Origin of the sequence: Isoptericola sp. NPDC056134, assembly GCF_042264825.1 — a bacterium.
Classification (GTDB): Bacteria; Actinomycetota; Actinomycetes; order Actinomycetales; family Cellulomonadaceae; genus Isoptericola; species Isoptericola nanjingensis.
The window spans coordinates 49,067-63,686 of the sequence record NZ_JBHJVM010000006.1 but is presented as its reverse complement, the minus strand read 5'-3'; the positions used below and the strand labels follow the sequence as shown (position 1 = coordinate 63,686).

13 protein-coding genes are annotated in these 14,620 nt (G+C 74.1%); 5 read left to right on the top strand and 8 right to left on the bottom strand.

What is annotated here, in order from left to right; genetic code table 11:
• Positions 1 to 48: 48 nt before the first annotated feature.
• A complete protein-coding gene (gene purL, locus ACFCZN_RS07965) occupies positions 49 to 2,400 on the bottom strand; it encodes a phosphoribosylformylglycinamidine synthase subunit PurL (RefSeq protein ID WP_430556420.1) in 2,352 nt (783 codons plus the stop codon).
• A 162-nt stretch (positions 2,401 to 2,562) separates the two neighbouring features.
• Here purL and ACFCZN_RS07960 point away from each other — a divergent pair, with 162 nt between their 5' ends.
• Together ACFCZN_RS07960 and ACFCZN_RS07955 are read left to right on the top strand one after the other, a co-directional pair.
• Positions 2,563 to 2,712, top strand: coding sequence for a hypothetical protein (locus ACFCZN_RS07960; RefSeq protein WP_430556419.1), 150 nt, complete (start codon positions 2,563 to 2,565; stop codon positions 2,710 to 2,712).
• 37 nt (positions 2,713 to 2,749) lie between these two features.
• Positions 2,750 to 3,268, top strand: coding sequence for a putative immunity protein (locus tag ACFCZN_RS07955; RefSeq protein WP_430556418.1), 519 nt, complete (start codon positions 2,750 to 2,752; stop codon positions 3,266 to 3,268).
• Positions 3,269 to 3,287: 19 nt separating this feature from the next.
• Here the strand turns inward: ACFCZN_RS07955 and ACFCZN_RS07950 are convergent, their stop codons facing one another.
• The 4 genes from ACFCZN_RS07950 to ACFCZN_RS07935 all read right to left on the bottom strand — a co-directional run bounded on the left by ACFCZN_RS07950 (position 3,288) and on the right by ACFCZN_RS07935 (position 8,507).
• Complete coding sequence (locus tag ACFCZN_RS07950; protein ID WP_429766031.1) at positions 3,288 to 4,241, bottom strand: carbohydrate ABC transporter permease; 954 nt, start codon at positions 4,239 to 4,241, stop codon at positions 3,288 to 3,290.
• 1 nt (position 4,242) lies between these two features.
• Entirely contained in the window at positions 4,243 to 5,151 is a 909-nt protein-coding gene (locus tag ACFCZN_RS07945; protein ID WP_430556417.1) for a carbohydrate ABC transporter permease, read from the bottom strand.
• Positions 5,148 to 6,470: an ABC transporter substrate-binding protein gene (locus ACFCZN_RS07940; RefSeq protein ID WP_429766035.1), complete on the bottom strand. Its 1,323-nt coding sequence runs from the start codon at positions 6,468 to 6,470 to the stop codon at positions 5,148 to 5,150. Before ACFCZN_RS07940 ends, ACFCZN_RS07945 begins: the two co-directional genes overlap by 4 nt.
• 114 nt (positions 6,471 to 6,584) lie before the next feature.
• Positions 6,585 to 8,507, bottom strand: coding sequence for a glycoside hydrolase family 127 protein (locus tag ACFCZN_RS07935; RefSeq protein ID WP_429766036.1), 1,923 nt, complete (start codon positions 8,505 to 8,507; stop codon positions 6,585 to 6,587).
• Between the two features lie 157 nt (positions 8,508 to 8,664).
• Here ACFCZN_RS07935 and ACFCZN_RS07930 point away from each other — a divergent pair, with 157 nt between their 5' ends.
• Positions 8,665 to 9,687 carry a LacI family DNA-binding transcriptional regulator gene (locus ACFCZN_RS07930; protein ID WP_429766038.1) on the top strand — a complete coding sequence of 341 codons (1,023 nt, stop codon included), beginning with the start codon at positions 8,665 to 8,667 and terminating at the stop codon, positions 9,685 to 9,687.
• Positions 9,688 to 9,700: 13 nt separating this feature from the next.
• Here ACFCZN_RS07930 and ACFCZN_RS07925 read toward each other — a convergent pair whose 3' ends face one another.
• Positions 9,701 to 10,318, bottom strand: a complete 618-nt coding sequence (locus ACFCZN_RS07925) for a hypothetical protein (protein WP_430556416.1) — start codon at positions 10,316 to 10,318, stop codon at positions 9,701 to 9,703.
• A 264-nt stretch (positions 10,319 to 10,582) separates the two neighbouring features.
• Between ACFCZN_RS07925 and ACFCZN_RS07920 the strand changes: the two genes are divergently transcribed.
• Complete coding sequence (locus tag ACFCZN_RS07920; RefSeq protein ID WP_430556415.1) at positions 10,583 to 11,104, top strand: hypothetical protein; 522 nt, start codon at positions 10,583 to 10,585, stop codon at positions 11,102 to 11,104.
• Positions 11,105 to 11,202: 98 nt separating this feature from the next.
• A complete protein-coding gene (locus tag ACFCZN_RS07915) occupies positions 11,203 to 11,547 on the top strand; it encodes a hypothetical protein (protein ID WP_429766044.1) in 345 nt (114 codons plus the stop codon).
• A gap of 88 nt (positions 11,548 to 11,635) precedes the next feature.
• Here ACFCZN_RS07915 and ACFCZN_RS07910 read toward each other — a convergent pair whose 3' ends face one another.
• Both ACFCZN_RS07910 and ACFCZN_RS07905 read right to left on the bottom strand, forming a co-directional pair.
• Positions 11,636 to 13,723, bottom strand: coding sequence for an acyl-CoA dehydrogenase (locus ACFCZN_RS07910; protein WP_430556414.1), 2,088 nt, complete (start codon positions 13,721 to 13,723; stop codon positions 11,636 to 11,638).
• Positions 13,720 to 14,499: a TetR/AcrR family transcriptional regulator gene (locus tag ACFCZN_RS07905; RefSeq protein ID WP_430556413.1), complete on the bottom strand. Its 780-nt coding sequence runs from the start codon at positions 14,497 to 14,499 to the stop codon at positions 13,720 to 13,722. The genes ACFCZN_RS07910 and ACFCZN_RS07905 overlap by 4 nt, the downstream gene beginning before the upstream one ends.
• Positions 14,500 to 14,620: the final 121 nt, after the last annotated feature.

Below are 14,620 nucleotides of genomic sequence, written 5' to 3'. Positions count from 1 at the left end.
GCGCCGCACGGTGGGGCGCGGGACCGGTGCTGTCCCGCGCCCCTCCTGTCAGCCGAAGATGCGCGGCAGGGTGCCCTCGTGCGCCTCGCGGGCCTCGGCGAGCGGCACCGTGAAGGTCTCGCCGTCGAAGCCGCCGGCCACGGCCAGCTGCTCGCCGCCGGTGCGGCCGAGACGCAGCACCGGGACGCCGGCGGCCTCGGCCACCGCGACGAGCTCGGACTCGTGCTCCGGGTCCACGGCCACCAGGGCGCGCGCGGTGGACTCGCTGAACAGGGCGGCGAACGGCGTCACGCCGTCGCGGCCGGTGACGCCGTCGAGCGCGACGTCGGCGCCGACTCCGTAGCGCAGCGACGCCTCCAGCAGCCCCTGGGCGAGGCCGCCCTCGGACAGGTCGTGCGCGGCGGCGACGAGGCCCTGCTCGCGCGCCTCGACCAGCGCCGAGGCGAGCGCGCGCTCGGCCGCCAGGTCCACGCGCGGCGGCAGGCCGCCCAGGTGCCCGTGCTCGACGTCGGCCCACGCGGAGCCGTCGAGCTCGTCGGCCGTGCGGCCCAGCAGCAGGATCGACAGGCCCTCGGCGCGCCAGCCCGACGGCACCGCGGTGCGCACGTCGTCGATGACGCCGAGGACGCCGACGACAGGCGTCGGGTGGATCGAGGAGTCGATCTGCCCGGGCTCGCCGGTGCCGTTGTAGAGCGAGACGTTGCCGCCCGTGACCGGGACGCCGAGCTCCTGGCACGCGTCCGCGAGGCCTTCGATCGCCTCGACGAGCTGCCACATCGAGTCCGGGTGCTCGGGCGAGCCGAAGTTGAGGCAGTCCGTCACGGCGAGCGGCTTCGCGCCGGCCGTCGCGACGTTCCGGTACGCCTCCGCGAGCGCGAGCTGGGCGCCCGTGCGCGGGTCGAGCTTGCCGTAGCGGCCGTTGGCGTCGGTGGCGAGGGCGACGCCGCGGCCGGTGGCCTCGTCGACGCGGACCACGCCGCCGTCGTCGGGCTGCGCGAGCGCGGTGTTGCCCTGGACGAAGCGGTCGTACTGGTTCGTCACCCAGGCCTTGGACGCGAGGTTCGGCGACGCCAGCAGGCGCAGCGCGGTGGCGCGCAGGTCGTCGGCCGACGTCGGGCGGGCCAGGCCCGCGGCGACCGTGGTGTCGGCCTGCAGGCCGTCCTGCCACGCCGGGCGGGCGTAGGGGCGCTCGTAGACGGGGCCCTCGTGCGCGACCGTCTTCGGGTCGACGTCGACGATGCGCTGGCCGTGGTGGTCGATGGTGAGTCGGCCGGAGTCGTTGACCTCACCGATGACGGCGGTCTCGACGTCCCACTTGCCGGTGATCGCGAGGAACTGCTCGAGCTTCTCGGGCGTGACCACCGCCATCATGCGCTCCTGCGACTCCGACATGAGGATCTCGCCGGCGTTGAGCGTGGGGTCGCGCAGCAGCACGTCGTCGAGCCAGACGTGCATGCCGCCGTCGCCGTTGGACGCCAGCTCGCTCGTGGCGCAGGAGATGCCCGCGGCGCCGAGGTCCTGGATGCCCTCCACGACCTGCGCGGCGTAGAGCTCGAGGCAGCACTCGATGAGCACCTTCTCCATGAAGGGGTCGCCCACCTGGACGCTCGGCCGCTTGGCCGGCACGCCGTCCTCGAACGTCTCGGACGCGAGGATCGAGGCACCGCCGATGCCGTCGCCGCCCGTGCGGGCGCCGAACAGGACCACCTTGTTGCCCACCCCGGAAGCGTTCGCGAGGTGGATGTCCTCGTGGCGGAGCACCCCGAGGCACAGCGCGTTGACGAGCGGGTTGCCCTGGTAGGAACCGTCGAAGACGAGCTCGCCGCCGATGTTGGGCAGGCCGAGCGAGTTCCCGTAGCCGCCGACGCCGCTCACGACCCCGTGCACCACGCGTGCGGTGTCCGGGTGGTCGACGGCGCCGAACCGCAGCTGGTCCATCACGGCCACGGGGCGCGCGCCCATCGAGATGATGTCGCGGACGATGCCCCCGACGCCGGTCGCGGCGCCCTGGTACGGCTCCACGAACGACGGGTGGTTGTGCGACTCGACCTTGAAGGTGACCGCCCAGCCGTCGCCGACGTCGACGACGCCCGCGTTCTCGCCGATGCCGACGAGCAGGTGCTCCTTCATCTCCTCGGTGACCCGGTCGCCGAACTTCTTCAGGTGCACCTTGGACGACTTGTACGAGCAGTGCTCGGACCACATCACCGAGTACATGGCCAGCTCGGCGGCCGTCGGGCGGCGCCCGAGCAGGTCGCGGATGCGCTGGTACTCGTCCGGCTTGAGGCCGAGCTCGGCGTACGGCTGGACCTCGTCCGGCGTGGACGCGGCGGTCTCGACGGTGTCCAGCTGGGGGCGGGGGGCGGACACGGCTTCGGCACGGTCGGCAGCGGCGGTCATCAACTTCCCTCGGGTCGCGCGAGTACTGCAGAGCTCAGGGCTCGGACCGGGTGATCACCGCACCGCGGGGTGCCGGCATCCGGCGTCGGTCCGTGCGGGGGCGCCTTGCGGCGCGCCGCCAGTCTACCGGCGCGCGCCGCTTCTCCCGACGACGCCGCCCGGGTGCGCGCACGACCGCGCGAGCCGTGGCGGCTCGTCGTGCAGGCGGTGCTGTTCCTGGCAGCAGGAGCGCTCGCGACGGCCGCCGGCCTGCCGGGACGCGGCGTCGCGGTGGCCGTCGTCGGCGTCGTCGCGCTGACGCGCAGGTCGTGACCTCCCGGCCAGGCGCGGATGCGGGCAGGATGGTGCCGTGCCGATCCTGCCGACCGATCGCGACCCCCGGCTGATCACCGTCCGCCGGGGCGGGACCCTCACCGACGACCACCACCGGATGCTGGCCGGGTGGGCGGTGGCCTGCGCCGACCACGTGCTGCCCTGCTTCGAGCGCGAGGCGCCGGACGACGACCGCCCCCGGCAGGCGCTCGAGGTCGCCCGCGGGTGGATCCGGGGCGAGGTGCCGATGCGCGAGGCGCACCGCACCGCGTTCGTCGCGAACGCCGCCGGCAAGGGCCGTCCCGACCCCGCCCGGTTCGCGGCGCTCGCGGCCGGCCAGGCGGTCGCCGTGGCCCACGTCGCCGCGCACGACCTGGGCGCCGCCGCATACGCGATCCGCGCCGCGAGCGCCGCGGCCCCCGCCGGCCGGGCCGAGGCCGCCCGGCTCGCCGAGCGGGACTGGCAACGGGAACGGGTGCCCGCCGAGCTGCTCGCCCTGGTCCTCGACGACCAGCGGGCGCGCTCCGCGATCTGCTGGGACGTCTTCGACGACTAGCCCGGTCGGGCGCGCACCGTCAGCCCTTCACCGACCCCGACGCGAGCCCTGCCACGTAGTACCGCTGCAGGGCCACGTACAGCACGACGCACGGAATCATCGCGACCACGGACCCGGCGGCCAGGAGCCCGAAGTTCACCTGCCCGTACGCCCCCTGCTGCAGGTTCACCAGCGACACGGGCAGCGTGTAGAGCGACGAGTCGGTGAGGAACGTCAGCGCACCGAGGAACTCCGTCCACGAGGCGAGGAACGCGTACAGGGCTGCGGTCGCGGCACCGGGCAGCACGAGCGGCCGGAGCACCGACACGATCATGCGCACGGTCCCCGCGCCGTCCACGTGCGCGGAGTCCTCGATCTCGCCGGGCACCGACTCGAACGCGTTGCGCATGACGAACACGCAGAACGGCAGGTTCACGGTCGTGTAGAAGAGCACGAGGCCGAACAGGCTGTCCGTGAGCCGCATGGCGTTCATCTGCAGGTACAGCGGGGTGAGGATCGCCTGGAACGGCACCATGAGGGTCACCAGCACCAGCCCGAACAGCAGGCCCCGGCCGCGGAAGCCGAACTTGGCGAACCCGTACCCGGCGAGGGTCGCGAGGACCGCGGTGAGCACGGCCGTCGCCACGGACACGACGACCGAGTTCACGATGCCGCGCCAGATCTCCGGCTGGTCGAGGATCAGCCGGAAGTTGACCCACGACAGGTCGAGGAAGCGCCCGTCCGGCGCGGCCACGACGACGTCGCCGGGCTGCCCGGACCGCACCAGCGCCAGCGCCAGGGGCACGAGGAAGACGAGGGCGGCGAGGATGCCGCCCACGGCGTACAGCGTGCGGCGCACGCGCGTGTCGCGCTCGGGGCCCGACGCCGGCCCCGCCGCCCCGGGCGAGGACCCGCGGCCCGGGCTCGTGCCGCGAGAGCTCCCGCCCGGTGCGCCCAGCCCGGTCGTGCCCGGTGCGCTCGTCGTGACCGCCATGTCAGCTCCTCTCCCGCAGCAGCCAGAACTGCGCCGCGGTGACCAGTCCGGTGATGACGACCAGCACGAGCGACATCGCCGTCGCCGCGCCCAGCTGCAGCTGCACGAACGCCCGGCGGTAGATCGCCATCACCACGGTGGTGGTGTCGGAGCCGGGGCCGCCCTGGGTCAGGATGTAGAACTGCGTGAACGCGAGCAGCGACCCGATGACCGACAGCACGACGGTCATCGCGATGGTGCGCCGCAGCATGGGGATCGTGATCGATCGTTCGCGCACCCACCACGAGGCGCCGTCGAGCTCGGCCGACTCGTAGACCTCGCGCGGGATGCCCTGCATCCCCGACATGAGCAGCACCATGGTGAGCCCGGACACCGCCCAGATCACCATGACGCACAGCAGCCCGGTGGCGAGCGGCCCGTCGACGAGCCACGCCGTCGAGCCGTCGGTGATCCCGAGGGCCTTGAGCACCACGTTCACCATGCCGCTGTTCGGCTGCGCCTCGAGCAGCATGAGGAAACTGAGCGTCGTGAGGCCGATGACGTACGGGACGAAGAAGATCGTGCGCAGCACCGTGGCGCCGCGGCGGTTGGACCGCACGACCACCGCCAGCGTGTAGCCGAGCACGAGGATCGGCAGCGTGACGATCGCGGTGTAGAGCAGCGTGTAGCCGACGGCCCGCCAGAACGTGGGATCCGTGAGCACGGACGCGTAGTTCTCCAGGCCGACGAACCGCCACGTCCCGATGAGCGGGAGGTTCGTGAACGAGATCCCCACGGCGGAGACGAGCGGCACCAGCACGAAGACGACGACGAACGCCACCGCCGGCGTGACGAGCAGCACCCCCGTGCGGGCGGGGTGCGTGAGGGTGCCGTGACGTCGTGCGGGCCGGGCGACGGCCGGGGCGCTCATGCCTGGGCCTGCCGCAGGATGCGGTCGTACGTGGTCTGGGCCTCGTCCATGGCGGCGTCGACCTCCCCGTCGAAGACGGCCCTGCGGAACATGCGCAGCCAGGGCCCGTCCTGCTGGTTGTAGATGAGGTTGTAGGCGAGTGTGGTGGGGGCGTACCCCGAGTCGAGCTGCTCGAGCGTGGGCGTGACGAGCGGGTGCTCGCGGGCGAACTCCGGCGTCACGACGTCGGAACGGATCGGCGAGTAGAACCCGTCGGGCATGCGTGCCTGCTGCTCCAGGGCGACGGCGAAGCGGATGAGCTCGGCCGCCCCCTCCGGGTTCTTCCCGCCCGCGGGCATGCACAGGTTGTCGCCGCCGTCGAAGAACGCGCGGCCGCCGTCCGGCCCGGGCAGCAGCACGACGCGGCTGCGCTCCAGGAGCTCGGGCGACGCGTTGGGGGCGACGACGCCGTACCCGGCGGGGAACATCCCGAGCTTCCCGGCGACGTAGTCGGCCGACCAGCGCGACGCGTCGTCGGCGAAGCAGCCGGGCGGCACCAGCTGCTCCTCCCACAGCGTGCGCTCGAGGTCGAGCGTGCGGCGCAGCGCGTCGTTGCCGGCGACGTTCCCCCGCTGGTCGCCGACGTCGCCGGCGATGAGGTCGGCGCCCGTGGCCCATACGTGCGGCTGCACGGTGAACCCCAGCGCACCGGACGCGTTGCCGGGGAACGACCAGCCGTACGTGTCGTCCCCGAGCCCCGCGATCGCGCGGGCGGCCTCGAGGATCCCCTCGAACGACGCGGTGTGCTCGTCGACGTCCAGGCCGGCGCGGTCGAACAGCTCGGTGTTGCAGAACAGGACCGAGAAGTCGCCGAGGAAGGGCACCCCGTAGTGCTTGCCGTCCTTGGTGGCGAGGGCCAGGTGGCCGGGACTGAGGGCGTCACCGAGGGCCAGGTCCTCCACCAGCGGCGTGAGGTCGGTGAACACGTCGCGGAAGGCGAACATCGTCGAGTAGATGTCGTCGATGTCGATGACGTCGGGCACCCGGCCGCCGCGGATCGCCGTGGCGACCTTGGTGACGTACTGACCGTTCTGGATCGGCGTGAGCCGCACCCGGACGCGGTCCTGCGCCGTGTGGAACGCGTCGACCACGGCCTGGACGCCGTTGACCGTGTCCGAGCGGCACCACATCTCCACCGTGCCGCGCGCGCCGTCCCCGAACCCGGGGGCGCCGACGTCGACGGCGGTGGCCGGCGTCGCGCAGCCGGCCAGTCCCACGCCGGCGGCGGCGGCGCCGCCCGCGCCGAGCAGCGCGAGCAGCTGCCGTCTGGTGAGCTCCATCGCTCTCCTCCTCCGCGCCCTCGGGCGCCGTGTCCTCCGTGTCCTGCCCGCGGGCGGCGGTGCCTGCGGGGGGCGGGGCGCCCGCGTCGGGCGCCCCGCGTGAGGTGCTGCCGGTCAGGCCACGGGGATCCAGACCCGCATGGCCTGGGGGCCGCGGTTGGCCCACAGGTGGTACGGGACCGCCCGCAGCGTCACCGCGCCGGTCACGGGCGGGGCGGGCGTCTCCGCCGGCCGGTACGGGCCGTCGCCCGCGGGCGACGCGGGCCGGGACCGCACGGACCCGGTCGCCGTCACCACGACCGTCCCGCCGAGCAGGTCGGGACGGTCCTCCTCGCCCAGGGGCCCGGCGACGTCGATCAGGACGTCGTCCACGACGGCGCCCGCGTCCTGGTCCTCCTGCTCCAGCGCGTACACGAGCGGGCCGCGCTCGATCGCGACGCAGCCACGGGAGTCGTCGACGCGCGGGTCCGCGGCCGTGAGGCGGGGCGCCACGGGCAGCTCCAGCACGACGACGTCCCCGGCCGCGAGCGCCCGGTCCACGGTGGCGTAGCCACCGGCCGCGACGGGGGCGCCGTCGAGCGTGGCGCCCTCGGCCCAGCCCGGCACCCGCAGCGCGAGCCCGGCTCCCGTGTGCGCCTCCTCGACGTGCAGCGTCACGCGGCCGGCGTACGGGTACCCCGTCTCGACACGCACGCGCAGCACGCCGCCGGGCAGGTCGGCGGCGATCGTGCCGGGTGCGTACTGGTGCACCTGGAGCGCGTCGTCGGCGACCGTCGCGAGGTACCCCTCGAGGCTCGACAGCGTCCGCATGATGTTGGGCGGGCAGCAGGCGCAGCCGAACCACGGCCGTCGTCCGGCGGCGGGGTTCCGCTCCTCCTCCGCGTGGGCGCCCGTGCGCACCTGCAGCGGGTTGACGTAGAAGTACTCGGTGCCGCCCAGGGAGAGCCCGGAGAGGAAGCCGTTGAGCAGCATCCGCTCGATCTGGTCGGCGTAGCGTGCGTCGCCCGTGGCGAGCAGCAGGCGCCAGGCCCACTGCACGGCGCCGATGGCCGCGCACGTCTCCGCGTACGCCCGGTCGTTCGGCAGCTCGTGCGCGTCGCCGAACGCCTCGCCGTCCCAGCGGGAGCCGAGCCCGCCCGTGAGGTACTGCTTGCCGTCGACCATCGCCGCGTACTGCGCCTCGAGCGCCGAGAGGAGCTCGCGGTCGCCCGTCTCGACCGCGACGTCGGTGGCGCCCGCGCCGAGGTAGACGGCGCGCACGGCGTGCCCCTCGACCGTCGTCGCCTCGCGGACGCGCACCCGGTCCGAGAAGTAGGTGGGCTGCTTGCCGTGGGCCGCGATGATCCCCGTGCCGCGGGCCTCGACGAACCACGACGCCAGGTCCAGGTACGCCCGCGTCCCCGTCTCCCGGAAGAGCTCCACGAGCGCGGTCTCGATCACCGGGTGCCCGTCGACCTCGCGCCGCCGTCCCTCGCCGTCGCCGAACGTCTCGACGAGGTGGTCGGCCAGGCGGACGGCGACGTCGAGCAGCTCGCGCCGGCCGGTCGCCCGCACCTGCGCCACCGCGGCCTGCATGAGGTGGCCCGCGCAGTAGTGCTCGTGGCTCCACGGCAGGTCGGAGTAGCGCTCGACGCCGCGCAGCTGCGGCACCGAGTCGAGGTACCCGTCCGGCGCCTGGGCGCCGGCGACGGCCCGGGTGACCTCGAGGATGTCGGCGAGCAGCGCCTCGTCGGGCTCGCGCCCGTACTCCCAGGCCGCGGCCTCGAGCCACTTGTGCACGTCGGAGTCCGCGAAGATCGGCCCCTGCGCCTCGCCCTCGGCCAGCCCGGCGGCGATCTCGAGGTTGCGCAGGTTCCCGTACTCGCGCAGGTGCCCGAGGCCCTCGGGCACCGAGGCGTCGCGGTTGACGCGGAGCCGGTGGCCCCACAGCCCGCCATGGAGGGTCGCGCTGCCCGGCGGCAGCGGCCGCAGGCTGCTGATCGCCGAATCTGTGGGCTCGGCCGGGCCGCGAGCGGTCCGGAGCGTCGTCGTCGTCATGCACCTCTCCCTCGAGGAAGGAAACTAGGAATCCGTTTTCCTCACGGTAGGGAGCGTTGCGCGAGTCGTCAAGCACCTGCCCGACAGGCGGAATCGCGTACCATCGGCAGCGCCGCCCGCCATCCTGCGGAACGGCAGGAATCCTCGAGGAGGCCTCATGGCGGAGACTCCGGGCGTCGTGCGGATCACGGACGTCGCCGCGCTGGCGGGAGTGTCCCCCAGCACCGTGTCGAAGGCGCTCAACGACACCGGCTCCCTGCGACCCGCGACCCGGGCCCGCGTGCGCGAGGCGGCGGAACGGCTGGGCTTCGTCCCCGACGCGCAGGCACGGTCGCTGTCGGCGCGGCGCAGCTTCACCGTCGGCCTGCTGAGCACGGACTCGGCCGGCCGGTTCTCGCTGCCGGTGGTGCTCGGCGCCGAGAACGCGCTCGTCGGGGGTCAGATCTCGGCGCTGCTGGCCACGGCCCGGCACGACGCCGTCCGTGAGCAGCACCACGTCCGCAGCCTCGTCGCGCGGCGCGTGGACGGGATCATCGTCACGGGCCGCACCACCGACCCCCGGCCGCCCATCCGGGTGCCGATGCCGGTCGTCTACGCCTTCGCACCGTCGCAGGACCCGGACGACGCGTCCGTCGTGCCCGACGACGCGGCCGGCATGACCGCCGTCGCGGAGCACCTGCTCTCCCTCGGCCGCACCCGGGTCGCCTACGTCGGCGGTCGCGGCGACCAGGCGGCCTCCGTGCAGCGGCACGCCGCCCTGGCCGCCGCCCTCGCGGCGCACGGCGCCAGGATCGTCGGCGAGCCGCAGTTCGGCGAGTGGTCCGAGCGCTGGGGCCGTCTCGCGGTCGACGTCGTGCTCGGCGACCACCGGGCCGGCGACCCGTTGCCGGTCGACGCCATCGTGTTCGCCTCCGACCAGCTCGCCAGGGGCGGCTGCGACCGCCTGCGCGACCGCGGCGTGCGGGTGCCCGAGGACGTGGCCGTGACCGGCTACGACGACTGGGAGGTCATGGCCCTCGCCAGCAGGCCGCCGCTGACCACCGTGGACCCGCAGCTCGACCGGCTGGGGCAGCGGGCCGCCGAGCTCCTGCTCGCCGCGATCGACGGTCGCCCCGCGCACGGCACGGAGCTCTCACCCCCACGCCTCGTCGTGCGGGGCTCGACGGCCGGGGACTCCTGAGCCCGGGGCGGCGTCAGCTCGCGGGCGTCTCGCCCTCGGCCGGCCGGACCATGGAGATCGACGGGTCGAGGGCGGTCGCCACGGCCGCGAGCGCCCCGAGGACGAGCCCGACCCGCGTGTGCGGCAGCCGCCGCCCCTGGGCGCGCCACCGCTCGCCGCGCCGGTAGGCCCACTTCTCCCCCGCCACGGCGACCGTCACCGCGAGGGCGACCGCGGCCGCCGCGGCCGCTCCCGCGACGGCCGGGTCCGGCAGCGGGTCGGCGTCCGCGAGCTCCGCGTCGCCCAGGAGGACGTTGTCCTCGAGATCGGCGTCGGCCACCCCGGCATCGTCGAGGCCCGCGTCGCCGAGGTCGCCGTCGTCGCCCTCGGGCGGCGCCCCCACGCGCCGGGCGAGGTCGCGCAGGTCGCGGACCTCGTCGCGCGCCTCGCGCACGCCGTCGACGGCGGAGCGGCCCTCGGCGGTGAGGGCCATCCCCAGGCCGAGCCCGCCGGCCAGCACGCCCGCCTTGGCGAGGGCGCGCGCCCAGCGGGGGCCGACGACGTCGGGCACGGCGTACCAGGCGAGCGTCGTGAGTCCGGTGATCGCGACGCTCCGGGCGTCGACTCGCCTGCGCGCGGCGGGCGTCTCCATGGGTCCACCTCCGGGTCGGGGGCTCGTGCGGCGGCGGCGCCGAGGTCCTCGGGCCACCCGTGGGTCAACGGGCGGCACCGGGGCAGAGTTCCGCGACTCCGGGCCGGCGCGACGCCAACCTGCATGGATGACTGTTTCTTGACCTGCACGCTCGGATCCTTGACCGACATCATCACCAGGTGACGATTCTGCGTGAGCGGGGCCACGTGGCGCCCCGGCAGAGTCGGGGTTTCCCCGTTTACCACAAGGTGGTTTGATGCGCACGTGGAACTGCTCAGAACCTTTGCTCCCGGCGCGTTCGCGTACGGGTTGGCGTCCTGGTCGTGGCTGGGGGTCCACGGCAAGACGCCCCGCTTCACGACCGTCTTCGGCGACGTCTTCCTCGAGTCCCTGGAGGGCTGGTGGTTCCTCGACACGATCGAGGGGACGCTCGAGCTCCGCTGGGCCACCGCCGTCGAGATGTACACCGAGCTCGACTCGGCGGACGGGCGCGCGGACCTCCTGCTGGAGGACCTGTGCCGGGAGGTGCTCGACGCCGGCACCCACCCGCGACCCGACGAGGTGCTCGCCTTCTCCCCGCACCCGGCGATCGGCGGCCGGCTCCATGCCGACCACGTGGCACCGCTGAGGTTCGAGCTGGCGCTGCGGCTCACCGGGGAGATGCACCACCAGCTGCGCACCACGCTGGACCCGTCGCCGTCCCCCCTGCTGCTCGGGCACGCCGACCCCCGGATGTCCGCGACCGCCCTCGCCTGGGACACGGCAGGGCACGACCGGCGACCGTGACCCACCTGTGACCTGCACGGTCCGCCCAGCAGATGCACGACCGGCCGTCGTGTCGTCTCCTGGAAAGGCACGGATGAGGCGGACCGTGGGAGGTAGGCATGAGACGGGTGCTCGTCGTCGGACTCGTCGTGGGGGTCATGGACGGGGCGTTGCTGGGCGCGTCGGCGGCGCTCGGTTGGACGTGGGTGGCGTGGGCCGCCCTCCTGGCCGGGCTCGGGGGTGCGGCCGTGGTGGCGATGTCCGTCCCGCCGGCCCGCGTCGCACGACCGGCCACCGTCACGCTCGGCCTGCCGTTGCGTGACGAGCGGGCGGCCGAGGAGGCGGCCGTCGTGCCCGCCCCGGTGCCGGGCACGACGGCGGGCACGGTCGAGACCCCGCCCGCCGTCGTCGAGGACTACCCGCAGCCGGTGCGCGCGGCCCAGCCGACCCCCGCCGCCGCCTGACGGGACGCCGAGAAGGCGGGTCCGCGAGACACAGAGAAGCCCGGACGGGACCGCAGCAGGTGCGGCCCGGCCCGGGCTTCTCACCGTGTCAGGCGCGCTTCTGCTTCTTCAGCGCCTTCTCGCTGATCGGCGCGGTGCCGTCGGCGCGCTGCCGGGCGTAGTACGCCCGGGCCTCGTCCTGCCGCTCCGCCTCGATACCGGACGCGATGACCGCCCGCAGGTGGTCGGGCCCGTAGCCCCACGCGTCGACCAGGTCGACGGCGTGCGGACGCAGGCGGTCGAGCAGGCGGTCCACGTACGACGTCACGGTGCGCGCGCGCTGCGCGGAGAGCCGCCCGTTGATGAGGTACCAGGCGAGGTTGCGCTCGATGAGGGTGAGCCCGAAGACGTCGCGCACCCACGTCATGACGCGGCGGGTGCCCGGGTCGTCGATCTGCTCGAGCGCGTCGGTGAACGCCGACCAGCGCAGCAGGTCCGCGTGCGCCCTGGCCGCCTCGACGAGCTGCACCTGGTTCTCGTCGAAGATCCGCGCAGCCGTCACGGGGTCCGCCTTCTGCGCGGGACGCAGGGCCATCGCGACCGCCTCGACCATGGTCGCGACGCGGTCGGCCAGCAGCTCGCGCTGCGTCTCGGCGTCGCGCAGGTGCCCGGCGGCGCGGCGCGGGTCGCCCGCGTCGGCGAGGGCCTGGCCGGCCCGGCGCAGGCCGGTGCGGTGCAGCGCGGCGTCCGCGGCGCGGTCGACGACGAACCGGGCGATGCCGGCCGGCGTCGACGTCGCGCCCTTGAGGGCCTTGGCGTAGTCGCCCACGAGACGCTTGGCGACGAGCTGCAGCAGCACCGTGTTGTCGCCCTCGAACGTGGCGTACACGTCCATGTCGTGGTGCAGGCTCGTGATGCGGTTCTCGGTGATGAAGCCGGCGCCGCCGCAGGCCACGCGGGCCTCCTGCAGCGTCTCGAGCACGAACGTGGTCGACGTCGCCTTGAGCGCCGCCGCCATCGTCTCGAGGTCCTCGCGGTTCTCCGGGGTGTCCTTCTCCCCGGAGAAGACGTCGTCGAACAGGTCGAGGAGGCGGTCGTGCGCGAAGTGCGTCGCGTACGTCTCGGCGATGCGCGGGAACAGGCGGCGGCGGTGGGTCGCGTAGTCCAGCAGCACCGTCTCCTCGATCGGCGACGACGAGGTGAACTGGCGGCGCTCGGCGCCGTACTTCACGGCGATGGCGAGGCCCAGCTTGGACGCCGTCGACGCGGCGCCGTCCAGCGACACCCGGCCCTGCACCAGCGAGCCGAGCATGGTGAAGAAGCGGCGGCCCGGGCTGTCGATCGACGACGAGTACGTGCCGTCGGCGGCGACCGCGCCGTAGCGGGCGAGCAGGTCGGCGCGCGGGATGCGCACGTGGTCGAAGGCGAGCCGCCCGTTGTCGACGCCGCGCAGGCCGCCCTTGAGCCCGTCGTCGTGCCCGCTGATCCCGGGCAGGAACTCCATGGTCTCCGGGTCGCGCACCGGCACGTAGAAGCAGTGCACGCCGTGGTTGACGCCGTTCGTGATCAGCTGCGCGAAGACGGTGGCCGCCGTGGCGTGCACCGCCGCGTTGCCGAGGAACTCCTTCCACGCCGCGCGGAACGGCGTGTGGATCTCGAACTCCTCCGTCTCCGGGTCGTAGGTGGCCGTGGTGGCCACCGACGCGACGTCCGAGCCGTGCCCGATCTCCGTCATCGCGAACGCGCCGGGCACGGACAGGTCCATCGCCCCCGGCAGCAGGCGGTCCTGCTGCTCGGGCGTGCCCAGGTGCAGGATGGCCGAGCCGAACAGGCCCCACTGGACGCCCGCCTTGATCTGCAGCGACGGGTCGGCGACGGCGAGCTCCTCGAAGCCCGCCAGGTTCGCGCCCGGGGAGTCCGCCCCGCCGAGGCGCGTCGGGTACCCGAGCCACACCTGGTGCTTCGGGTCGGTCGCGAGCAGCTTCATCTGCTCGAGCACCCGCTCACGGTGCTCCGCCATCGAGAGCGACTCGTCCTTCCAGAAGGTCGGGTCGGTCGAGCGCGCGCGGGCGTGGCGGCGCCACTCCGGCCACCGGCCGAGCAGCTGCTCGGACAGGCCGGCGACGTCGACGCGCGGGGTCGCCTTGGGGGCGGGCGCGGCCTGCGTCGTCGCGGGACGGTCGGACGTCGTGGTCATCGGTTCTCCTGCGGTTGTGCGGGGTTGGAGGTCTCGAAGGGGTGGGAGGACCCGGCGAGGTCGAAGGGCGCGGACTCCTCGTGGTGGAGGACGCCGACGGGACCGGTCCACAGCCAGAGCGTCACCTTCTCGGTGAGGTCCTCCCGGGTGAGCCGGTCGGGACCACCCTGGTCCGCGGCGTGGCCGAGCCACCACTCGCCGGCGCCGCGCACGAAGCCGACGGCCCCCGCGGCCCAGGCGGCGGCGAGCGCCGGGGGCACCTGGACGGCCTTGGCGAACGGTTCGGCCACCAGCTCGATCACCGAGTCGAGGTAGGCGCCGAGCGCCTCGACCTGTCCCGTCCCGGCGGTGCCGGGCGCGGGCTCGTTGCCGCCGATGGCGGTGCGGGTGACGAACCAGTAGACGTTGGGCGAGTGCTCGATCATCTCGAGGTACACCCGGACCATCGCGCGCAGGGCCGCGTGCGGGGTGGGCGCGGCCTCGGCGGCCTCGCGGAGGGCGTCGTGCATCGTCGCGACGACGTGCGCGGCCACGGCGAGGCGCAGGCCCGCCTTGTCCTCGAAGTACCGGTAGACGATCGACTTGGACGTGCCCGCCTCGCCCGCGATCTCGTCCATCGAGACCCCTGGCCCGGCGCGGTGCACGGCCTTGCGCGCGGCGTTCACGAGCTGCGCCCGGCGCGCGGCACGATGGTCGTCCCACCGTGTCGAACGACCGTCGAGGGCCGAACGAGCATCCGGAGCCGAACGGGCGTCGAGCTGTTCCGCGGCCGTCATCGGCCGCACCTTGTGACTCGTCTCACGAGACTGAGAGTATCAGGTACTGTGAGTCCTACCTGACCGACGGAGTGAAGGATCTACCCCTGTGGCTACACGCAAGCCGTCCGGCACCTCCCGG